General features: G+C 39.4%; 19 protein-coding genes. 12 read left to right on the plus strand and 7 right to left on the minus strand.

Translation table 11 applies throughout. The features are described from left to right. Positions 1-9: 9 nt before the first annotated feature. A complete protein-coding gene (locus B5D46_RS03545; protein WP_078928266.1) occupies positions 10-1,581 on the plus strand; it encodes a carboxylesterase/lipase family protein in 1,572 nt (523 codons plus the stop codon). Here the strand turns inward: B5D46_RS03545 and B5D46_RS03550 are convergent, their stop codons facing one another. Together B5D46_RS03550 and B5D46_RS03555 are read right to left on the minus strand one after the other, a co-directional pair. Further along, positions 1,582-2,517 carry a DUF2786 domain-containing protein gene (locus B5D46_RS03550; RefSeq protein ID WP_078928267.1) on the minus strand — a complete coding sequence of 312 codons (936 nt, stop codon included), beginning with the start codon at positions 2,515-2,517 and terminating at the stop codon, positions 1,582-1,584. A 115-nt stretch (positions 2,518-2,632) separates the two neighbouring features. Beyond that, positions 2,633-4,237, minus strand: coding sequence for a sugar porter family MFS transporter (locus B5D46_RS03555; RefSeq protein ID WP_078928268.1), 1,605 nt, complete (start codon positions 4,235-4,237; stop codon positions 2,633-2,635). 475 nt (positions 4,238-4,712) lie between these two features. On the opposite strand from B5D46_RS03555, the gene B5D46_RS03560 reads away from it, so the two are divergent. From B5D46_RS03560 to B5D46_RS03590, 7 genes are all read left to right on the plus strand, one after another. Next, positions 4,713-5,717 (plus strand): LacI family DNA-binding transcriptional regulator, encoded by a 1,005-nt coding sequence (locus B5D46_RS03560; RefSeq protein WP_078928269.1) that lies wholly within the window; start codon positions 4,713-4,715, stop codon positions 5,715-5,717. Positions 5,718-5,847: 130 nt separating this feature from the next. Beyond that, positions 5,848-6,744: a PfkB family carbohydrate kinase gene (locus B5D46_RS03565; protein ID WP_078928270.1), complete on the plus strand. Its 897-nt coding sequence runs from the start codon at positions 5,848-5,850 to the stop codon at positions 6,742-6,744. A gap of 401 nt (positions 6,745-7,145) precedes the next feature. Beyond that, complete coding sequence (gene hfq / locus B5D46_RS03570) at positions 7,146-7,400, plus strand: RNA chaperone Hfq (protein WP_031491652.1); 255 nt, start codon at positions 7,146-7,148, stop codon at positions 7,398-7,400. Between the two features lie 29 nt (positions 7,401-7,429). Then, positions 7,430-8,773 (plus strand): ribosome rescue GTPase HflX, encoded by a 1,344-nt coding sequence (hflX, locus tag B5D46_RS03575; protein WP_078928271.1) that lies wholly within the window; start codon positions 7,430-7,432, stop codon positions 8,771-8,773. A gap of 26 nt (positions 8,774-8,799) precedes the next feature. Further along, positions 8,800-9,999, plus strand: a complete 1,200-nt coding sequence (hflK, locus tag B5D46_RS03580; RefSeq protein ID WP_078928301.1) for an FtsH protease activity modulator HflK — start codon at positions 8,800-8,802, stop codon at positions 9,997-9,999. Further along, positions 9,999-10,994, plus strand: coding sequence for a protease modulator HflC (gene hflC / locus B5D46_RS03585; protein ID WP_078928272.1), 996 nt, complete (start codon positions 9,999-10,001; stop codon positions 10,992-10,994). Before hflK ends, hflC begins: the two co-directional genes overlap by 1 nt. Positions 10,995-11,072: 78 nt before the next feature. Continuing rightward, positions 11,073-12,371, plus strand: a complete 1,299-nt coding sequence (locus tag B5D46_RS03590) for an adenylosuccinate synthase (RefSeq protein WP_078928273.1) — start codon at positions 11,073-11,075, stop codon at positions 12,369-12,371. Between the two features lie 65 nt (positions 12,372-12,436). Here B5D46_RS03590 and gltS read toward each other — a convergent pair whose 3' ends face one another. Then, positions 12,437-13,654, minus strand: coding sequence for a sodium/glutamate symporter (gene gltS, locus B5D46_RS03595; protein ID WP_078928274.1), 1,218 nt, complete (start codon positions 13,652-13,654; stop codon positions 12,437-12,439). A gap of 75 nt (positions 13,655-13,729) precedes the next feature. After that, the gene (locus B5D46_RS03600) at positions 13,730-14,695 is read right to left on the minus strand and encodes a polyprenyl synthetase family protein (protein ID WP_078928275.1); all 966 of its coding nucleotides are present in this window, start codon (positions 14,693-14,695) and stop codon (positions 13,730-13,732) included. Between the two features lie 301 nt (positions 14,696-14,996). Here B5D46_RS03600 and rplU point away from each other — a divergent pair, with 301 nt between their 5' ends. The 4 genes from rplU (at position 14,997) to B5D46_RS03620 (ending at position 17,339) form a co-directional block, all read left to right on the plus strand. Next, positions 14,997-15,308, plus strand: a complete 312-nt coding sequence (gene rplU / locus B5D46_RS03605) for a 50S ribosomal protein L21 (RefSeq protein ID WP_031491645.1) — start codon at positions 14,997-14,999, stop codon at positions 15,306-15,308. Positions 15,309-15,326: 18 nt separating this feature from the next. Beyond that, positions 15,327-15,590, plus strand: coding sequence for a 50S ribosomal protein L27 (rpmA, locus tag B5D46_RS03610; protein ID WP_031491644.1), 264 nt, complete (start codon positions 15,327-15,329; stop codon positions 15,588-15,590). Positions 15,591-15,702: 112 nt separating this feature from the next. Then, complete coding sequence (gene cgtA / locus B5D46_RS03615; protein ID WP_078928276.1) at positions 15,703-16,854, plus strand: Obg family GTPase CgtA; 1,152 nt, start codon at positions 15,703-15,705, stop codon at positions 16,852-16,854. Positions 16,855-16,856: 2 nt separating this feature from the next. Next, positions 16,857-17,339 carry a dihydrofolate reductase gene (locus B5D46_RS03620; protein WP_031491642.1) on the plus strand — a complete coding sequence of 161 codons (483 nt, stop codon included), beginning with the start codon at positions 16,857-16,859 and terminating at the stop codon, positions 17,337-17,339. On the opposite strand, the gene B5D46_RS03625 is transcribed toward B5D46_RS03620, so the two are convergent. The 3 genes from B5D46_RS03625 to B5D46_RS03635 all read right to left on the minus strand — a co-directional run bounded on the left by B5D46_RS03625 (position 17,336) and on the right by B5D46_RS03635 (position 20,555). After that, on the minus strand, positions 17,336-18,217 hold the full coding sequence (locus B5D46_RS03625; RefSeq protein ID WP_078928277.1) for a symmetrical bis(5'-nucleosyl)-tetraphosphatase: 882 nt from the start codon (positions 18,215-18,217) through the stop codon (positions 17,336-17,338). The two genes, B5D46_RS03620 and B5D46_RS03625, sit on opposite strands and share 4 nt — an antisense overlap. A 133-nt stretch (positions 18,218-18,350) precedes the next feature. Beyond that, positions 18,351-19,166, minus strand: a complete 816-nt coding sequence (locus B5D46_RS03630) for a formyltransferase family protein (RefSeq protein ID WP_200805009.1) — start codon at positions 19,164-19,166, stop codon at positions 18,351-18,353. Positions 19,167-19,184: 18 nt separating this feature from the next. Further along, entirely contained in the window at positions 19,185-20,555 is a 1,371-nt protein-coding gene (locus tag B5D46_RS03635; protein ID WP_200805010.1) for a DUF4910 domain-containing protein, read from the minus strand. Positions 20,556-20,714 lie beyond the last annotated feature (159 nt).

Genomic DNA, 20,714 nt, shown 5'->3' on the forward strand with positions numbered 1-20,714 from the left:
AGATTGTAAATGAAGCTTGTATCCTCTCTTCTGACTCTTGTCTTTCTGGCTGTCTTAAATGCTGCGCAGTCAGCACCTCTGGTTGAATCTCCTGCAGGTCAGATAGAAGGAGAGGATTTAAACGGTGTTGAAGTATTCAGAGGAATTCCATACGCCCAGACCGTAACAGATGAACTTCGCTTTGCTCCGCCTGTTGCAGTTCTGCCATTCAGTAAAAAATTCACTGCCAGCAGATTCTGTCCGATTGCCCCTCAGTCAGCCTTTTTAAATTACGACTCAACTCAGAGTGGAGGAGCCAATTATCTGTGTCTGAATATCTTCCGACCTAAAGGTATTAATCCTGACAGCAGAGTTCCTGTATATGTATGGATTCATGGTGGAGCTTTTGCTGCAGGTTCAGGAAGTATCCCTCTGTATGATGGCAGTCAGTTTGCAAAAGACGGCATTATAACCGTTACCTTGAATTATCGACTGGGAGCAGAAGGCTTTCTGTATTCCAAAAAACTACTTACAAAATACGGTACAAGTGGAAACTGGGGCCTTATGGATATCATAGAGGCTTTGAAGTGGATAAATAAGAACATAGGTAGTTTTGGTGGGGATATTTCCAATATTACTGTTGGAGGTAACTCTGCCGGTGCTATGGCAGCATCGGCTCTTATTCTGAATCCTCAGCTTAAAGGTCTTTTTCAGAAAGCTGTTCTGGAAAGCGGCACTCTTATATCCTATCCATTTTTAGGCTTTAATACCGAGCAGAATCACGAGATTGCTGTGAGCAGAAGTCAGAAACTCTTCTCTGAGTTTGGTGTGGATGATTCTGATACCGGTATTGATATGCTGCGTTCACTTGATCCGTTTCTTCTGGCATATCACTGTGCCTATGACTATAACTTTGCAAACAATCGTGGCTCCTTCATGGTTCCTTACTTTGACGGAAATATTATTCCAAAATCACCATATCATGAGCTTAAGAAGGGGAATTATAACGATGTAACTGTGCTTATGGGGTATAACACAGATGAAGGAACCATGTTTGTTAATCCTGATATCAGTGAAAATGACCTGATTTCAGGTTTTTATGCAAATTTTGATAAAAAAACGGCAGAATCTTTAAAAAATCTCTATAAAATCACCGAAAAAAGCTCATCTTTTGCAAAAACTTCAGAATTTCTTGGTGATGTAATGTTTAATCTTGGAATGAAAATATTTGCGGATAATCTTTCAAAAACTCAGAAAGTTTATGTTTATCATTTTGATTATCTTCCAAAGAGTTCCAATAAAGATGGTTCTGGTGTACATCACTCATCTGAACTGAAATATGCCTTTTTGAATCTGCCACAGGATGCCAGTGATAAGACCAGAGATGTAGCTCAGGTATTTCATATGAGACTTTTGAATTTTCTGAAAACAGGAGATCCAAATTCAGATGGCTCAAAGAACACTCTTATAAAATGGAAAACCTATGATACTACTGATAGTGCAGTACTCAGAATCGGTTCTTATACCGGTGTAGAGGAGTTTAAATTAAAAGATAAACTCTTAAAGCTTGAAGAGATATTTTTTGTTTCACAGAAGAACTGATTATATCTTCATTTCAACTTCGAGAATTCTGGGAGCGCGATCCTTTATGGCAGAGTTGAGTGTGACCTTGCTTCCTTCATTTACTCCTTTCTGATAAGCCTCGATTGCAGCTTTACTTGAGGACATATAATGTTTTCTGCTCTGTGTTAGAGCAGGATATTTATGAGATATGTAGGCAGTGATACTGTTCTCCGTTTTCTCTGTTAATGCATATTCTTCAATTTTTTTCTCAATAGATTTGAAATACCCCAGGATGAAGGCGTTTTTCTTTTCTTTAACTTTTGAAGAGAATAATCTTTTCAGCTCGGTTACTCTCCATTCAGGAAGATTTTTGTAGGCTTCGTTTCTTGCATCTTTGAATCTTTTTGATATTCCTTTCAGATAGTTGTAATCAATCTTAGTTTCAGTCAAATTAAGTTCTTCAGATATTACCTGCAGAAAACAGAAAAATGGCTCAATTGCTATCCTGTAAAAAGGAGGAACGTGCTGCTCTATGGCCAAGAGAAGGCGAGGATTCTGGAAAGTCTCTAACAACACCTCGCATTCGATGGTACTGGAATAGTTTCCAATTGCAGCTGCAGCCTGTCTGGATAAAACTGTAAAAATGTATTCACAGCACTCTAAAAGATCTGTCGGTCCAATAAGGCTGACAGTTTGAATCTTTGAGTTGCGGGTGTGCAGAATAGATTCGATTCCAAATGCTTTTTTGATGATAGAGAGCAGAAGATTCATACTTGTTTGTGTTGTCAGGGCACTTAAAGGCTTTAACATTATTTCTCCAATGTCATTGCCTAAATTAAGTTCTGCTGTCTCAATTTTATATTTTTCCATCAGCTTCTGTGCTCTTGAAAGTGCAATGGCAGCCTCATTGGGATTGGAACTGTCAGATAGAGCTAGAAGTTTTTTTATTTTTTCAATCAGTTCGCTTTTATTCATATTGAATTTCGGATAAAACAGCTTCGCCAGACCATTATATATTGACCTGATATAAAAAAGGCACCTTGTGATAAGGTGCCCTGATAAACGTTAGTATGGAAAATTTGTTACTTTATTATTTTGATGATAAAGCTTCACCGATTTCCTCAAGAGTTCTACCCTTGGTCTCAGGCATCATGATTGCACACCAGATAATCTGAACAATCATCATTAGAGCGAAGAAACCGAACATGTAGCCAGCATCGAAGTTTGCAATTGCAATTGGGAACAGCAGAGTTAGACCTGCAGCGAATACCCAGTGAGTTGCAGAACCTAGAGACTGACCGGCAGCTCTCTGATCGTTAGGGAAGATTTCAGAGATGAATACCCAGATGATGGTACCTGAACCGATTGCGTGTGATGCAATGAAGGTAATCATACATACAAGTACTAAGGTACTTACTGAGCCTAGTGAAGATGAAGCTTCGTGCTTAACCTGTAGGGCAATATCGCGAACCTCTTCTAAAGACTCACCGTCAAATGCAACCTTGGTACCGGTGTATGAAGCCTTCTGAGTTGAATCAGATAACTTCTTCTTTGCAGTCTCGTAAGCAACCTCAGCCTTTGACTTATCGTCAGCGGTGAAGAATACAGTCTCGTTGTTCATGTTGATTAACTGTTCTGCAGTTGAAGCGGTATCAATTGCATTTGAAACAACCTTAAGCTCTTCGAAGTGGAAGAATGCATAGGTACATACTGATAGAGATGCAATATAGCCAACACAGCCGATTAAAAGTAGGGTCTTACGACCTAGAAGGTCGATTAAGCGAATACCAATGAATGTTGCAATCAGGTTGGTTACACCAAGAGCGATTGAAGCTGCTACTGGATCCTCGATACCTGCTAGACCTAAAAGTCTTGGAGCGAAGTAAAGAATAATGTTAATACCTGATAACTGGTTGAATGCTGCAATTAGGAATGCAAACAGAATTGGGTAACGAAGTCTCTTTGAGAAGAACTTTGATGCGCTCTGCTTTAACTTGCCTTCCTCAGCTGCTGATGCCTTAACAGTTGAAACAAGCTCATTTAACTCGTTGTCAGACATCTCTGGGGTGATTAAAGCGAATACCATCTTACCTTCTGCTTCGTTCTTAGCATCAACGATTAACCAACGTGGTGACTCTGGTAGAGAGAAACACATGATGGTGTAGATGATTGATGGGATAACCTGAATACCTAACATCCAGCGCCATGCAGACTCATCAGGTGCGATGTTTGCAATCACATAGTTAGAGAAGAATGCGATTAGAATACCGAACACGATGTTGAACTGGAATAAACCGGTAAGTTTACCTCTATCACCAGCAGGTGAGATTTCTGAAATAAACAGAGGTGCTGCAATAGTAGAAATACCGATTCCAAGACCACCGATGAAACGGAAGATGAAGAATGATGATACGTTCCATGCTACAGCAGAACCGATAGCACCTACTAGGAATAGTACACCGTTAAAAATAAGGGTCTTTTTTCTTCCGTATTTTGCAGTAGGGATACTACCGAAAATAGAACCTAAAACGGTTCCCCATAGTGCAGCAGAAATTGCTAAACCATGCATTGAGCCAGAAAGAGACCATAACTGCTGAATTTTACTTTCAGCACCTGAAATAACTACGGTATCAAAACCGAATAAGAAACCTGCTAAGGCTGAAGTAATAGCCCACAGTAAGAGTTTTTTGTTCATTTGTTTAAATTTCCTTTGTCCTTACGTCCGCGCTTGCGGTGCAAAAAATTGCGATATGCATAATGCCATACTGTTAAATTTAAAAAAATATTTTTATTCACAAAATATTATGCAAAATTTTGCAATGTGTAAAAAAATGCAAAAAAACTAATATTTATGAAGACGATTCTTTATTGCTAGAACTCATATATAGAGCAGTTTTGATGGTCTAATTAACAAGATAACTCTATGTTAAATAAGGGATATATATTGAATTAAAAAACTAGCGAATCCAGTTGTAAAGTATAATCTCCCCAAAAATTACTTATCTGAAGTTATTATTTTGAGGTTATTTAAGAATTATGTATAATTGTGCAAATGCAAAAAATTGCATATAGTAATTTGATAATATTCAAAGATTGAAAACATTTTCACCACAACAAATTTTTTCATTTATATAATCTGCGAAGAGATTTGGGGTAGAAAAATAAAAAATATGGTTAATATTTCACAGATCGCCGAACATCTTGGAATTTCACCTTCCACAGTCTCCAGAGCATTAAAAAAACCAGACATGGTTTCTCTAGAAACCAGACATAAGGTCTTGAATGCTGCTGAGAAGATGGGCTATCTACAGAAGCTGAGAGATGACATAACTGTTGCATCCTCAAGCAAGTTGATTGGTGTTATAGCAGCTGATTTAACCAATTCATTCTCAAATGCAATTGTTAAATCAGTGACAGATTATCTTGATTCACAGAACTACTCTGTGATCGTTGGCTGTAATTATGAGCAGAGTTCTCTTGAGGCAAAGATCCTGAAACAGTGGGCTCCTCTTAATTTACGCGGCCTTATCATTATGCCGACTGCAAAATTTTGCAAAACTGTTGCTAATGATTTTATTGATATGCCGGTGGTACTGGTAGACAGACACCTGAATGAGCTGAATTTTGATAGTGTAATTGAGGACAATCTCGGTGGAGTTCAGCAGGTTTTAGATTATCTGCAGGAACTTGGTCACGAGAAAATCGCTTTTATCTCTGGTTCAAAAAAAGTTTACACATTCTCTCAGAGATGTGCCGGAGTTGAGCAGTCTGGTATTAAAACAGAAATTCACGAAATTATCGCTGATTCATACGAAGAACTGTTTATCGGTGCGTTTGAACAGACAAATATTTTAATGTTAAGAGCAAAAGGCAGTAGACCAACTGCGATTATTGGTGCTAACAACGCGATTACATCAGGAATTCTATATGCTCTTAACCTGAAAGGATTCAAGATCCCAAATGATGTTTCAGTGGTTTCCTACGGAGACAGCAACTGGTGCCGTTTTTATCCGACACCTATTACTTCCGTATGTCAGCCAGTTGAAGAAATGGGAAGAATGGCTGCCACTATGGTTTTGGAACGTATTAATGGCAGCAGAGACAAGGTTAATAACGTGTGTTTAAAATCCATGCTGCTGCGTAGGGCTTCCACATCTAGCCCTAACGCAGACTAGTATGGATCCTTTTTTGAAAAGACTGTCCAGGATAGTTATTTCAAAAGAAAAGCAGGATTTCATACTGGGAATTAACGGATTATTTTGCAGTGTAGATACCTAGCAGCAACAGTTTTATTAGGAGATAAAAATGCTAGATTTTTCAAAATTTAAAGGTAAAAAAGTAAAGTGTGCCGGCCTTGGTGAGGTGCTATTTGATGTATTCCCAACAGGCCCAAAGATTGGTGGAGCTCCTGCAAATTTTGCATACCACTGCAGACAGAATGGTCTAGAGTCACTTGCAATCAGTTCTGTTGGTACTGATTCATTAGGTTTTCAGGCTCGCAACCTTTTAGCTGCAAGATTTTTACCTGCACTTCTAATTGAAAATACTAAGGAAACCGGTGCTGTAAACGTTGATTTAACTGATGATGGCGTTCCAACATATACTTTCGTTGAAGATACTGCATACGACAATATTCCTCTGACCGAAACAGCACTTGGAATTGCAAGACAGCTTGATTTGATGTGCTTTGGTTCACTGGCTCAGCGTGGAAACGTTTCACACAGAACCATCATGGCCTTATTAGATGCAATGCCAAAAGGTTCATTACGCGTATTTGACGTAAATCTTCGCCGTAATTACTTCTCAAGAGAAATTATTGAAGCTTCTTTAAAGAGGACTGAAATCTTCAAGTGCAATGAAGACGAGCTACCTGTTTTATGTGAGTTTGCAAGATTACAGGAAAAGACTGCTGCTGCTTACTATGAATATCTGAAGAGCCTTGGCATCTACTGCTTTATCTTCACTGAAGGAGCATCTCAGAGTACTGTATTCTTAAATGATGAGATTTCTGTTCTGCCAACACCTAAGGTTGAGGTTGTTGATACTGTTGGTGCTGGTGACTCATTCACTGCAACCTTTATCAGCCGTTTAATGCAGGGCGATTCTCTGGTTGAGGCTCATAAAAAAGCAGTAAAAATTTCTGCATACGTTTGTACTCAGGCAGGTGCAATGCCTGATATGCCAGCAGAACTATTTGCTTAATTTCATATAAAATTTCATTATTTTTCCGTTGGTCTCAGTTAATCTGAGACCATTTTTTATCTGTACTGTCCATTTTTATCAATCTGTTCCATTTTCCTTCTGCAAGTAATTTCTTCGATTAATTTCCGAAAATTCGCAACTTCTGATCGTAAAGAAGCCTCAATTTTAGTGAATCGGCTAACATAATCTTAAAAAAATTACATTTATTTGCTAAAAATTAAAACATTTATAAAAAAAACATCAGTTTATTGCTACAATAATGGTGTTACTTGCATAAGTAGCACTGATGGCTTTTTGTCATCAATAAAATAAGATGATAAGGGAAGTGAGAAATTCGCGGTTACAGCTGAATTCTCAACTTCAAGATTGCCCGATAAAATAAATATAACTAGGGATTTAACATGGCTAAAGTACAATCACTTCAAGATCCATTCTTAAACGCATTACGTAAGGAACATATTGTCGTTTCAATTTACCTTGTAAATGGAATCAAGCTTCAGGGACAGGTTGAGTCTTTCGACCAGTTCGTAGTTCTGTTAAAGAACCAGGTAAGCCAGATGGTTTATAAGCATGCAATTTCAACCATCGTTCCTGCTCGCGCAGTTAATATCACTACTGGCGACGAGAAAGAAGAAGAAAATCAATCTGCAGAATAAACATTTGTTCAATTTGAGACTGATTCATAATGCCCAAACAAGAGTTTGAGTCGTTAGGCTCGACGCTATTAGTGCATGTTGAGTTAACTCAGATTCAATCACAAGAAGACCTAAAAGAATTACAGCTTCTAACAGAATCTGCATTAGGTGATGTCGTCGAGAGTGTTTCTTGTAAAAGAGATGCTCCGGATCCTAGCACCTTCATCGGCTCAGGTAAGGTCGAGGAAGTAGCCTCTTTAGTTAATGCACTTGATGTTCAGACTGTAATTTTCAACAACAGTCTAACTCCTGCTCAGGAAAGAAATCTTGAAAAAGCCTTCGGTGTAAGAGTGATGGATAGAGTCGCTCTTATTCTCACTATTTTTGCTCAGAGAGCCCGCACTTATGAAGGTAAATTACAGGTAGAACTTGCTCAGCTTCAATACGAGCAGGCTCGTCTGGTCAGAGGTTGGACTCACCTTGAAAGACAGAAAGGTGGTTTTGGTCTTAGAGGTGGACCTGGTGAAACTCAGATCGAGCTTGATAGACGTGCATTAAGAGAAAGAATAGCTGCTATTAAAAAGTCTCTTGAAGTAGTGGCATCTCGACGCGAGCAGAACCGCAGTCTTCGAAAGAAAAATGCCATTCCGGTTGTTTCCTTTGTTGGTTATACCAATGCAGGAAAATCAACTCTATTCAACCTTCTTACCAATGCTAAGGTTTACGCTGCAAATCAGCTGTTTGCGACATTGGATCCTACTCTTCGTACAATTGAGCTTCCTGTCGTGGGAAAAACAGTTTTGGCTGATACTGTTGGCTTCATAAGACATCTTCCTCACGATCTTGTTGCTGCCTTTAAAGGAACATTGGAAGAAACTGCTCAGGCTGATCTTTTAATGCATATTGTGGACGCTTCCGATGAGAGAAAAGAGTCCAATATTGATGCTGTAAATGCAGTTCTGGAACAGGTTGGCGCCTCAGAGGTAAAAACTCTAATTGTCTACAACAAGGCTGACCTTGTAAAAGACTGTGCCAGAAATATCATAAGAGATGAAAGCGGAAAACCAACCCGAGTCTATGTAAGTGCAAAGACCGGATGGGGCATTGATAATTTATTATCAGCAGTTAGCGAATTATTATCTGATAATTTATGTGAATTTACTGTTAAGATAGGAGCTGAAAATGGAAGATTACGCAGTCTTTTATATGCAGCAAAATCGGTAGATTCAGAAAGTTATGATGATGAGGGATTTGCTGTACTTAACATAAGAATTACAGCGGTTGAGGCTTCTATTATAGATAGCAAGACCAACGGAGAACTTTCATTGTGCTGTTCATCACTGGAAAAGCCTTGGAAGAAAAGTAACGAATTTGATTTTGACTCAGTGAATTAGAAACTATGGAAAATAATAAAGATCTAATGGGCTGGAATGCTCCTGGCTCAAATAATTCTTCAGACGAAGATAAACAGAAAAACACGGACCCTTGGGGGCGTACCGTTAAACGCAATAATGATCCTGTTCAGGAGATTCTGAATCTTTTAAAGAATTTTCTTGGCAACAAGAAATCAGGATCAAATGGTGGTTCAAAACAGGATAAGCCAAGTCTCAATTTGATTGGTCTTATTGTTGCCGTTATTCTTGGCTTTTATATCTTCAGCGGATTCTACACCGTAAGAGAGGCTGAGAAGGGCGTTGTTCTTCGTTTTGGTAAGGTTTATAACGTTGTTGATTCCGGTCTGAGATGGAAATTCTCCGGTATCGATACTGTTAATGTTGTTGATATTGAACAGGTTCGTTCTATCCAGTCATCAGGCACCATGCTGACTGAGGACGAGAACGTTGTTATTGTTGAAATGGATGTTCAGTACAGAATTTCAGATCCTGTTAAATATCTGTATTCTGTTGTAAATCCAGACAATACTCTTCTTGAAGCAACCGACAGTGCCTTAAGATATGTTGTTGGCCATACTCTGATGGATGACATTCTAACTTCCGGTAGAGAGATGGTAAGACAGACCACCCGTGAGCTTCTGACCTCAATTATTGAGCCATATAATACCGGTCTTACTATTGTTGATGTTAACTTCCTTCCTGCAAGAGCTCCTGAACAGGTAAAAGAAGCCTTTGATGATGCTATCGCCGCACAGGAAGATGAGCAGAGATACAAACGTGAGGCTGAGGCTTATGCAAACGAAGTTCTTCCAAAGGCTGAAGGTCAGGTTCAGAGAATCAGACAGGAAGCTGAAGGTTATCGTTCACAGGTTGTTCTGAAGGCAGAAGGTGAGGTTGCAAGATTCGAAAAGGTTCTTCCTGAGTACAATGCTGCTCCTGAAATCACCAAGACCAGAATTTACCTTGAAACCATGCAGGATGTTCTCTCAAAGTCTCAGAAGATTCTTCTGGATACTCCTAAAGGTTCATCTCCTGTACTTTATCTTCCTCTTCCTCAGAATGGTATGCAGCAGCTACCTTCTAAGCCAAAGGCCTTAGAGGATAACAGCAGTGTAAATACCAAGGATCTGACAGATAAGGATAATGTAACTGTAACCGAGTCATATCCTCCTTTATCAGGAAATACTCAGAGCACTTACGGAACTTCATCAAGAAGGGGTAGATAATGAATAAGAATACTTTAAATATCGGACTTATTCTGTTATTTGTTCTGGCTTTTATCGGCTTTAACAGTTTATATGTTGTAACAGAAGGTACTAAGGGAATTGTAACCAGATTCGGTAAGGTTGTAAGAGCTTCTGACGGCAAGCTTGAAATTGTAGATCCAGGTCTTCACTTCAAGGCTCCTTTCATCGATCAGGTAAAAGCATTGGATGTAAAGATTCAGACCATCAGCTCATCTGCTGACAGATTCGTTACCTCAGAGAAGAAAGACGTTATCATCGATTCATACGTTAAGTGGCAGATTCTTGATGCTGCGACCTATTATCTGACCACTGCAGGTGGTAACAAGATGCAGGCTGAAGAGCTGTTAAGACGTCGTATTAATAACTCTCTGAGAAGTCAGATTGGTAGACTTACAATTCATCAGATTGTATCTGGTCAGAACTCAGGCAAGAACACATCAACTCCAGAAGATGATAACGTGTTCGATTCAACTGATTCTGAGGTAGTTGCTGTTGCCAGTCAGTCTAAGCGAGATGAGGTTATGCAGAACGCTTTAAAGGATATCGGCGCATCTGCAAAGGCTCTTGGTATCAAGATTGTTGATGTTAGAATCAAACAGATTAATCTTCCTCCAGAAGTTTCAAATTCCATTTATCAGCGTATGCGTGCTGAGCGTGATGCAGTGGCAAAACTTCACAGATCTCAGGGTAGAAAGGAAGCTGAAGCAATCAAGGCTCATGCGGACAGAGAGGTTGTTGTGAAGATCGCAGAGGCAGAGCGTCAGGCAAGAACTCTTCGAGGCGAGGGCGATGCGGAAGCTACAAGAATTTACGCTCAGGCCTACAAACAGAATCCTCAGTTGTTTGAATTCTTAAGGTCAATGGATGCTTATAAGAAGTCAATGACGTCAGGAAAGGATGTTTTAGTACTGAAACCTGACAGCGAGTTCTTTAAGTTCTTTAATAACGCAAATGGTGCAAAAGCTACAAATTAATCACATACCTAAATCATTTTTGTATAATGGTTTAGGTATTTTTTTTTGGCAATAATTCGGAACGAGGATAAAAACAAAATGCCTAATAATGTTATTGTGCTTGGTACACAATGGGGCGATGAAGGTAAAGGTAAGATCGCTGATTTACTGACTTCAAAAGCTAATATTGTTGTTCGCAGTCAGGGTGGTAACAATGCTGGTCACACTCTGGTTGTAGGAAACAAAAAGGTTGTTGTAAGACTTGTTCCTTCTGGAATTTTACATAAGGATTGCCTGTGCCTGATCGGCTCTGGTGTTGTTGTAAATCCAGGTGCGTTATTTGAAGAAATTGAAGAATTAAACAAGGCTGGTGTAGAGAATGTAGAGTCTAGAATCAAGATTTCTGGTGCTTCATCTCTGCTTCTTCCTGTTCATCCTGCTATTGATAAAGGCTCTGAGAAACTAAGAGGTAAGGGCGCAATCGGCACAACAGGCAGAGGAATCGGTCCTTGCTATGAAGATAAAGTTGCCCGTCGTGGTGTAAGGGTCGGTGACCTTTATGACATGGAAAACTTCAAGGAGAAATTAAAGGCTCTACTTGAGTACAGAAACTTCCAGTTAAAGAATTACTACCATGAGCCAGAAGTAAGCTTTGAATCTGTTCTTGAGTACATTGAAGGTGTTCGCGACAGATTACTTGCAATGGTTGATGACGTATCTCTGATCCTGGATAACGGTCGTCGTGCTAATAAGAAGATCCTATTTGAAGGAGCTCAGGGTACATTCTTAGACATTGATTATGGTACATACCCATATGTAACTTCATCAAACACTGTTGCTGGAGGCTGTGTAACCGGTTCTGGTGCAGGTCCTCTTCACATTGATTATGTTCTTGGTATTGCTAAGGTTTACACCACTCGCGTTGGTGGTGGTCCATACCCAACAGAACTGAATGATGAGGTCGGCGAAGGAATCCGTAAGCGCGGTGCTGAGTTTGGTGCTGTTACAGGTAGACCTCGTCGTACAGGCTGGTATGATGCTGTTGCAATGCGCAGAGCTGTAACTATCAACTCATTAACCGGTCTTGCTCTTATGAAGATGGACGTTCTTGATGGAATGGATGAGATCAAGATCTGTACCGCTTACAAGTTAAAGGATGGCTCAATCAGCCAGCTTCCTCCTTTATCAGCTCATGAGTATGAGGGTATCACTCCTGTTTATGAGTCTATGCCAGGCTGGAAGGAATCAACCTTTGGTATTACCAAGTGGGATGATCTCCCTGAGAATGCAAAACACTATATCAAGAGATTAGAAGAGCTATCAGGTGCTAAGGTTGCAATTCTTTCAACTGGCCCTGAAAGAGATCAGACTATCTATTTAGATAATCCTTTTGATTAGTCTTCGGTTTAAAAAAAATCAGGTCATACTAGTATGAACCTGATTTTTTTTGCCTTTAAAACGGGTTAACCGAAAAACTGCAGGAACATCGTAATAATAAACGCGTTCACAAAGTCGATAAATAAAGCGCCAACCATAGGAACAACAAAGAATGCCTTTGGAGATGGTCCGTTACCACCTGTAAAGGTAGACATATTTGCCATGGCATTAGGAGTTGCACCCATTCCAAAACCGCACTGTCCAACGCAGATTACAGCTGCATCATAATCCTTACCCATGATTCTGAATGTCACAAAGTAGGCAAATAAAGCCATAACAATGGTCTGAACAATAAGAATAGTAAACAATGGAATTGCAAGATCAATAAGTTCCCACAGTCTCATTGTCATTAGAGCCATTGCAAGGAAATACTGCAGTGAAAGACTGCCTATTACGTTGATTGTTCTGATAGGAATATGTTTTCCTTTCATATCAAAATAGTTTCGAATTATTGAAGCGATAATCATAGGACCAATATATGCTGGTAAGATTACACCTATATTCTTAAGTCCTGTGATGATGAAACTACCTAGAACCATTGATATGATGATATAGGCACATCCAGCCATGAGCTGAGATTCACTCATTGTCTTCTCTTCCTGTGTCAGAACACCTTCAACCATATCTCTGTTAGAGACAGAGTTATCTGCATTATGGCAGTGGAACTTTGCTATTAATCTTTCTCCAACAGGACCGCCAATGATAGAGCCTGCTACAAGACCAAAGGTTGCTGCTGCGATTGATACTGTCAGGCCGGCATCAAGACCATATCTCTGAAGTTCTGGTCCGAATGCAGCTGATGTTCCGTGACCTCCGGTAAGAGGAATTGAGCCTGCCGCCATTCCCAGTAAAGGTGATTCACCGAAAAGCTCTGCAATTCCGACACCAATTCCGTTCTGAATCACAATCAGAATAATTGAGCAGAATAGGAATAGTGCTACTCCAAGACCTCCACTAATCAGCATTCTGAAACTAGCTGTAAAGCCGATAGTGGTGAAAAAGGCAATCATCAGCAGATTCTTTAGCTGCTCGTCATAAGTGAAATTAAATGTATGTGTCTGGTGACCTATAAAGGTAACTATAGAAAAAATAATTCCGCCTAATACTGGTGAAGGAATAAAGTATTTTGTAAGAATAGGGAATATTTTTTTTATGAAATGACCTATACATAGCAGGATAACAGCCAGACCAAGGGTCATGGTCATATTAAGATCATAAGTATATAAAAAGGTTGTCTCTTGCATTTTGATTTCCTGAATAAGAAAAGATCCTGCTTATAGTTGAAGTTTAATATTCGATTAGAAAATGTACAAAGAAAATCAGTTGTTTCTTGTCGCAGCTTTTAACGCAAGAGCTTCTAGATTTTCTCTGTATTGCGATTGAGGCAATCTGGCCAGAGCTTTCTTTGCCTTTTCAACCGCGGCTAGCGCAAAATCCTTTGATTTTTGGATGGAATCTGTTTTGTTAATAAAGTTAAGTACAGAATCAAGATTTACATTTCTTATTGCTTCTTCCAGAAGTTTTCTGTCATCAGCAGAACAGTTCTGTAAAGCAAGAATCAGCGGTAGGGTAATTCTGCCGTCCTCAAGATCCTCTCCGATATTCTTTCCGAGAGTTTGTGAAGATGAAGTGTAATCAAGAATATCGTCTGCAACCTGGAATGCTATGCCAAGCTGTTTTCCATACTCCTGAAGAGTGGATATAACCTCGTCCGACTCGCCGCTTAAGATACCGGCACCGGCAGTTGCTAATTCGAACAGAGCTCCGGTTTTACAGTATATAGTATGTTCATAATCGGCGATTGAGATGTTTAAATCACCCTGAGTATGAAGCTGTTTGATTTCACCGGAAACCAGAGATGCCAAAGTATTGTTGAGCATACTTGCTATTCTTTGGTTATTAATGTCATGGATGCAGAAGAAACATCTTGTAAACAGGTAATCTCCTGCAAGAACAGCCGCATGATTTCCCTCTGTTTCGTTTAATGTTTCTTTTCCTCTTCTTACTGTAGCCCTGTCGATAACATCATCATGTACAAGTGTAGCTGTATGAAGAAGTTCTGTGGCGGCGGCAAAATTGTGAATAGACTTTATGTCTCCTTTTCCTCCTAAGGCACGCCATGCCATAAGAGTTAACATAGGTCTCATTCTTTTTCCGCCAGATTTGACGACTCTGAGGCACATTTCATTAATTGAAGCCTCATAAATAGAGTCTGTCAGAACAGACGATAAAATTCCTTCAACGGAATTTAAATCCTGCTGAATAATAATGTCTTGGTTTTCCATGCATTTCTCTCTGTTATCAGCAGTATTGTATCATTATATTAATTTCAATTAATAAATTTCTTGAAATTAATCTTATTTAGAATTAAAATTCGTACCGCTTTTATAGGTCAGTTAATACAAATATTAATTTCTATGTATTAATGGAAGCTTCAAGCCAGAACAAATATTAATTGTGAGTCTATTTAAATAGACTTGCTTTTTATTCTTATTGTCTGTAAAATATTGACCCATTATGGCCCTAGAGGGCAAAGTTTTGTTTGATTGCGGGAGACGAACTCCTGCATTTATTCGGAGTTTGAGCATGTACGCAGTTATTTTTTGCGGCGGCAAGCAGCACAAGGTTTCAGAGGGCGACGTGCTAAGCGTTGAGCTTCTTGATGCTGAGGCTGGCAGCGATATCGAACTAGATAAAGTTCTATTAGTATCAGATGGCACCAACATTAAAGTTGGCGCTCCTTACATTGATGGCGCTAAGGTTACCGCTAAGGTATTAGGCGCACACGGTGGCGAGAAGATTAAGATTGTTAAATTCCGTCGTCGTAAGCACCACCAGAAGGTGACAGGTCACCGTCAGTGGTTTACCGATTTACAGATTACTGGTATTAATCAGTAATATTAGGAGAGAACTGAAATGGCACACAAGAAAGCTGGTGGTTCATCACGTAACGGCCGTGACTCACAAGGTCAGCGTCTAGGCGTTAAGGCTTATGCTGGTGAAGTAGTTACCGCAGGTAGCATCATCGTTCGTCAGCGTGGTACACATTTCCATGCAGGTGCAAACGTTGGTTTAGGTAAGGATGACACTCTATTTGCTAAGGCAAATGGTAAGGTTACCTTCGTAACTCGTGGTTCTAAGGGCCGTAAGTTTGTTGAGATCGTTGAGACTCAGCAGTAATTCTTAAGAGTTACAATAAAGAGGCTCGCTCCGGCGGGCCTTTTTAGTCTGTACATTAGTTTTTCTTTAGTTGTGGCTGCTGTTGCCACCTAGAAATCAGGAGGATAGTCAGGTGAAATTCGTTGATGAAGCCGTGATCCGAGTAGAAGCTGGTGATGGTGGTAATGGCATTGTCAGCTTTAGAAGAGAAAAATATATTCCTCGTGGCGGCCCAGATGGTGGCGACGGTGGCGATGGCGGCAACGTATATTTACGTGCTGATACAAATCTGAATACTTTGGTTGATTTCAGATTTACCAAATTCTACAAGGCTGAGCGCGGTAAGAATGGTGGTACATCAGACTGTACAGGCGCTAAAGGTGAAGATAAGGTTCTGCTTGTTCCTGTAGGAACTCGTGTAACAGATATGGCAACCGGTGAAGTAATCGGTGACCTTCGTAAAGAGGGGGAAGGCCTATGTGTTGCACGTGGTGGTCGTCATGGATATGGCAATACCCACTTTAAGTCTGCAACCAATCAGGCTCCAAGACAGAAGACAAACGGTACTCCAGGCGAAAGAAGACAGTTAAAACTGGAGATGCTGCTTGTTTCTGATGTTGGTCTGGTTGGTCTCCCAAATGCCGGTAAGTCAACATTTGTCCGCTCTGTTTCTGCTGCAAAACCAAAGGTTGCTGACTATCCTTTCACAACCCTTGTTCCTTCATTAGGTGTTGTTAAGACCTCAGAGGGAAGATCTTTTGTTATTGAAGATATTCCTGGTCTTATTGAAGGCGCTTCTGAAGGTGCTGGTTTAGGTCATCGTTTCCTAAAGCATCTTGAGCGCTGTCGTGTTCTTGTTCATCTTGTTGATGTTCATCCTCTGGATGAGTCAGATCCTGTAGATAATGTTATGGTTATCGAGAACGAGATTAAGCAGTATGCTCATGAGCTGTACAACAAGCCTCGCTGGCTTGTTGCCAACAAGGTTGATCTTGGTACTGAAGAAGAGGCTCAGGAGACTCTTCAGCGTATTATTGATGCTGTTGAAGTTAAGCCTGAGAAGACCTTCATTATTTCCGGTTTGAACAAGACCGGTGTTCCTGAGCTGCTTTATGCTCTGCAGGATCTTGTTGATGAGGTTAAACTCAAAGAGCAGCAGGAGCCTGAGAAACCTAAGGCAGAGAACTTTGTATGGACAGAACCAGAACTTCCTGAGAATCGTTTCGATGATGATGACGATTTCGATGATGAAGATGATGGTCCAGAGTTTATTTATAAGGCATAAAAATGGCAGATATTCAGATAATTGTTGCTCTTGCTGATAACTATGTAATTGGTAATAAAGGTGAAATTCCTTGGCATTTATCTGAAGATCTTAAACATTTTAAAGCAATCACTACAGGCCATCCTGTAGTGATGGGCAGAAGAACTTTTGAGTCAATCGGTCGAGTTCTACCAAATCGTCTGAATATTATGGTAAGTTCAACTTTTGATAAGAAGGTTGATGGCCTGGTAGTCGTAAAGAGCCTTAAGGAAGCCATTGAACTGGTCGGAGATAAGACTCTGATGGTTATTGGTGGAGCCCGCATGTATGAAGAGGCACTTCCTCTGGCTACTGTTCTTCATCTTACAAGAATCAGAAAATCCGTTGATGGTGACACCAGATTCCCTGATTTCTCATCTTATCCGTTCAAACTTGAAGAAAGTGAGACTTTCTATTCTGAAAGCTGTGGTTTTGAATACGTATTTGAAACCTGGAAGAGAGCCTAACTGCTTTTCTTCATTGAACTGAATTCGATTTTTACACCTGATTTGACGGTAGTTTTTTTGCCGTTTTCAACGCAAAGACAGGTTAGCTTGTTTCCCCATACGCAACCAGTATCAAGTGCGATAATATTCTTTTCATTACATTCTGCGTTTAGTGCAGCCCAATGACCGAATGCTAGAGTATATGCTGAATTCCTGTACATGTAAGGTTTACCGTACTTAAACCATGGATACAGATGATCCTTTTCAGCTTCCTTTAGTGAACAGTCTGAATGCCCGTAGTCAAGGTTCAGTTTTTTATCGCAAAGTCTCATTCTGGTGAATGCATTAACGATAAATCTCCAGTAATTCAGATCGCTGTATTCAAGTTCTTTTGTATAGCTGACAGGATGATCGGCATACATATTTGAAAGAAAGAGTTTACGTGTCAGAGGATCGGCCAGTACTGCGGAAAAGGCATCCGAATGCTTTTGAGCCTCTTCAAGATCCCACATAGGATAAACTCCAGCATGACTTACGGCGAGCTTTTTGCTGTGATCGATGTAAATTAAAGGAGTTGAATAATAGAACTGAAGGTAACGGTCAAGCTTCTCTGAAGCAAGTAATCCTTCAAGATTATCCTTTTTTCTTGCAGCATGAAAACCGGCTGTAATTGCCAGAAAATTTAGGTCATGATTGCCCAGTACACAATGAATCTTATCTGGAAATTTCTGTTTCAGATTAATGATTGTATCAAGTGTTTTTTCAGGATGAGGGCCTCTTCCGATTAGATCTCCTGTCAGATAAAGTTCATCTTTTCCTGCAGTAAAATCAATTTTATGAAGAAGTTTTGAAAACTCATCATAACAACCGTGAAGGTCGCCAAATACATATGCTGACATTTTATCCCCAAAGTGACACGTTCTGATACTTAATCTTATTTTTAATAAAATATTGGTATATTTTAGTATCTATACATTAAAACGCAAATCTACTTTTTTTTTGCAATTCTGAATGAATTTTGAATTAAATCAGCTAATTTTCGCTGAAAAAATTAACAATTTTAGGTGGATTACTGGTAATTTCTCCTTTTAAAAACATATCGACAATCCTGTCATTAAAAAGGTTATAGATTACTCTCAGAGTCTGAGGTGACCAGTCATCGCTTAAAAACAGTTTTCCGTTTCCTTTCTGTTCATGACAGATAAGCTCTTTGCCGTTGTCATGCATCTGGATGATTCTCATAAGATCATCTGTTGCCTGTATAACAGCCTTATTTGCCACATCATGCATTGTGTCTCCAAATTGCAGCTCTGGTAGGCTCTGATGAAGAATTTCTCCTCCATCGAGTTTTTGTGTTAGCCTGTGAATGGTTATGCCGGCCCAGTTTGGTCTTAGCATATAGAAAGGCCAGAAAAGAGTTGTGTTTCCCTTGAACCATGGAGATAGACCACCATGAATATTGAAATTATTACGCTGGTGGAGACTCAGAAACTTGTCGTCGAGCTTATGGATTCCGTAAGAAATCATAAGATCTGCCTTTAGGCTTTTAACAAACTCATAAGTTTTGTCTGAATTCAGTTCTTCGAGATTAACTTCTAAAAAAGGAATGTGCTCTTTGAAGATCGCAGGATCTGTCTTTTTAAAAAATCTATTCTCAGATTCGGCGCGTCTGTTAAAGTGAAGAATGAAGTTTTCCTTATCCTGTTCAGAAAGTGCAGCAGGAGGAATAGGCTCAAAACTTTCCCTAATCTCCATAACCATTCCTGCCAGCATATTCTGATTTAGGAGTTCATTGGCTACGTATAGATGTCTTGGATGGGATCCACATAGCAGTACAACTTTTTTCACAGAGAAAATCCTCTCTTGTTAATCGATAGGTTGAATAAGACCTTTTGTTTCTAATATATCAGCTACTGCCTGCAATTCCTGACAGCTGCAGCCAAGTCTTTTGGCAATATATGACAGAGGTTTTGTTCCATCGCTGTAATTGAGTATAAACATGACTTTCTTGATAAAGAATGGATTATTTATAATATCTTCCATGCTTGAATCTTTTCTGGCGCCGTTTGTGTTAACCCCTGGATATAAATCGTAATTTCCTAGTTTCACTTCTCCATTTGGATATTTGTTCAGATAATACTTTTCCTTTTCATGAACAGCTAAGAGTTTTTCAATCTGGTTGCAGGAATCTGAAAGAGCTTCAATTCCCATTAGTTCTTTATTATCAAGCGAAGTATGGTATTCAGGGTAGGTTCCGTAAACCTTTCTTGCAAGCTGTGATACTGGAAGATTAATTCCTGTTGAACAGTACTGTCTTTCATCTGAACCGCAGGATGGATCAAAGTTTTCTACTCTGATATGTCGTTTATCCTGAGGTGTATTATCATCCCAGAAATCTATACAGTCTCCATCGTTTATTCTGTCTACCAGGAGATCGAGGGGCGAGTCTTCCATTCTTGAACGTTTTAGTCGGAAGGTCTCCTGTAATCCTCCAAGACAGGTCAGGACCAGTCCTGCAAATGTATTGGACTTAAGTTTCTCATAGTGATCTGAAATATAGGCTATGGAACCGATGGTTTCTGGGTTTATGATAAATCTGTAAGAAAAATGACGGTGTTTCCATTTTTTGATTCTCTGATAAAGCATCGCCTGAACAATTGGTCCGCTTAGCTCGTTATTGGCCATTGATGGGTGACACAGATATGCTGTTATCAGTATTTCTTTCTTTGATTCCCCTTCAAGAAGGCATTCTCCTGTTATAAGCTCACCATCTTTAAACTCACTTTTAATACATGCATGATAGACCCCCTTCTTTAAGGTCTTAAGCTGTTTCTGTGTCATGCAGAATCCCCAGTTTTTCTTGTAGTAGGATGTTGTATAGGGAATTGCATTATCAAGATATGGTGACACAAAAATATGTTTTTTTAATTCATCAAGGGAAATGAAATCATCAAAAGGTTGAGAATAGTTAACGATATTCAGGTTGTTATCCTTAAAGTCGATAATTCTTTTTTTATTTTGATCCTCTATATAGGCTTCGTGTATAACCCATTCCTTTGGTATTTCCCAGTTTAGAACCCTTTTTCCTGTTGGATAGGATAAAAGTGTAAATGGAACATATTCACTAAGGATTTTCAGTGATTCTCTATATCCATCACCAAGAATGCTTCTGTTTAGAGGAAATAACCTGTCGAAAAGGGAATTTATCTCTTTGATATTGTTCAGACTGTTTTTCATATGAACTTATAATTTATTGTTTTTGGGGAAATTATAAAATTAGATCTATCTCTGTTTAACTATGGTCGATTTTAACAGTAATAATTATTAATTTATTTAGTTGCTGTATGTTTTTAAAATAATTTTTCTGTAAGTTAAAAAAAAATAGATACCTTAGGA

The sequence above is a fragment of the Succinivibrio dextrinosolvens DSM 3072 genome (genome assembly GCF_900167015.1).
Classification (GTDB): domain Bacteria; phylum Pseudomonadota; class Gammaproteobacteria; order Enterobacterales; family Succinivibrionaceae; genus Succinivibrio; species Succinivibrio dextrinosolvens.

Coding starts and splice junctions, on each gene's coding strand:
- B5D46_RS03545 (WP_078928266.1), top strand. CDS start 10: ATGAAGCTTGTATCCTCTCTTCTGACTCTTGTCTTTCTGGCTGTCTTA.
- B5D46_RS03550 (WP_078928267.1), bottom strand. CDS start 2,517: ATGAATAAAAGCGAACTGATTGAAAAAATAAAAAAACTTCTAGCTCTA.
- B5D46_RS03555 (WP_078928268.1), bottom strand. CDS start 4,237: ATGAACAAAAAACTCTTACTGTGGGCTATTACTTCAGCCTTAGCAGGT.
- B5D46_RS03560 (WP_078928269.1), top strand. CDS start 4,713: ATGGTTAATATTTCACAGATCGCCGAACATCTTGGAATTTCACCTTCC.
- B5D46_RS03565 (WP_078928270.1), top strand. CDS start 5,848: ATGCTAGATTTTTCAAAATTTAAAGGTAAAAAAGTAAAGTGTGCCGGC.
- hfq (WP_031491652.1), top strand. CDS start 7,146: ATGGCTAAAGTACAATCACTTCAAGATCCATTCTTAAACGCATTACGT.
- hflX (WP_078928271.1), top strand. CDS start 7,430: ATGCCCAAACAAGAGTTTGAGTCGTTAGGCTCGACGCTATTAGTGCAT.
- hflK (WP_078928301.1), top strand. CDS start 8,800: ATGGGCTGGAATGCTCCTGGCTCAAATAATTCTTCAGACGAAGATAAA.
- hflC (WP_078928272.1), top strand. CDS start 9,999: ATGAATAAGAATACTTTAAATATCGGACTTATTCTGTTATTTGTTCTG.
- B5D46_RS03590 (WP_078928273.1), top strand. CDS start 11,073: ATGCCTAATAATGTTATTGTGCTTGGTACACAATGGGGCGATGAAGGT.
- gltS (WP_078928274.1), bottom strand. CDS start 13,654: ATGCAAGAGACAACCTTTTTATATACTTATGATCTTAATATGACCATG.
- B5D46_RS03600 (WP_078928275.1), bottom strand. CDS start 14,695: ATGGAAAACCAAGACATTATTATTCAGCAGGATTTAAATTCCGTTGAA.
- rplU (WP_031491645.1), top strand. CDS start 14,997: ATGTACGCAGTTATTTTTTGCGGCGGCAAGCAGCACAAGGTTTCAGAG.
- rpmA (WP_031491644.1), top strand. CDS start 15,327: ATGGCACACAAGAAAGCTGGTGGTTCATCACGTAACGGCCGTGACTCA.
- B5D46_RS03620 (WP_031491642.1), top strand. CDS start 16,857: ATGGCAGATATTCAGATAATTGTTGCTCTTGCTGATAACTATGTAATT.
- B5D46_RS03625 (WP_078928277.1), bottom strand. CDS start 18,217: ATGTCAGCATATGTATTTGGCGACCTTCACGGTTGTTATGATGAGTTT.
- B5D46_RS03635 (WP_200805010.1), bottom strand. CDS start 20,555: ATGAAAAACAGTCTGAACAATATCAAAGAGATAAATTCCCTTTTCGAC.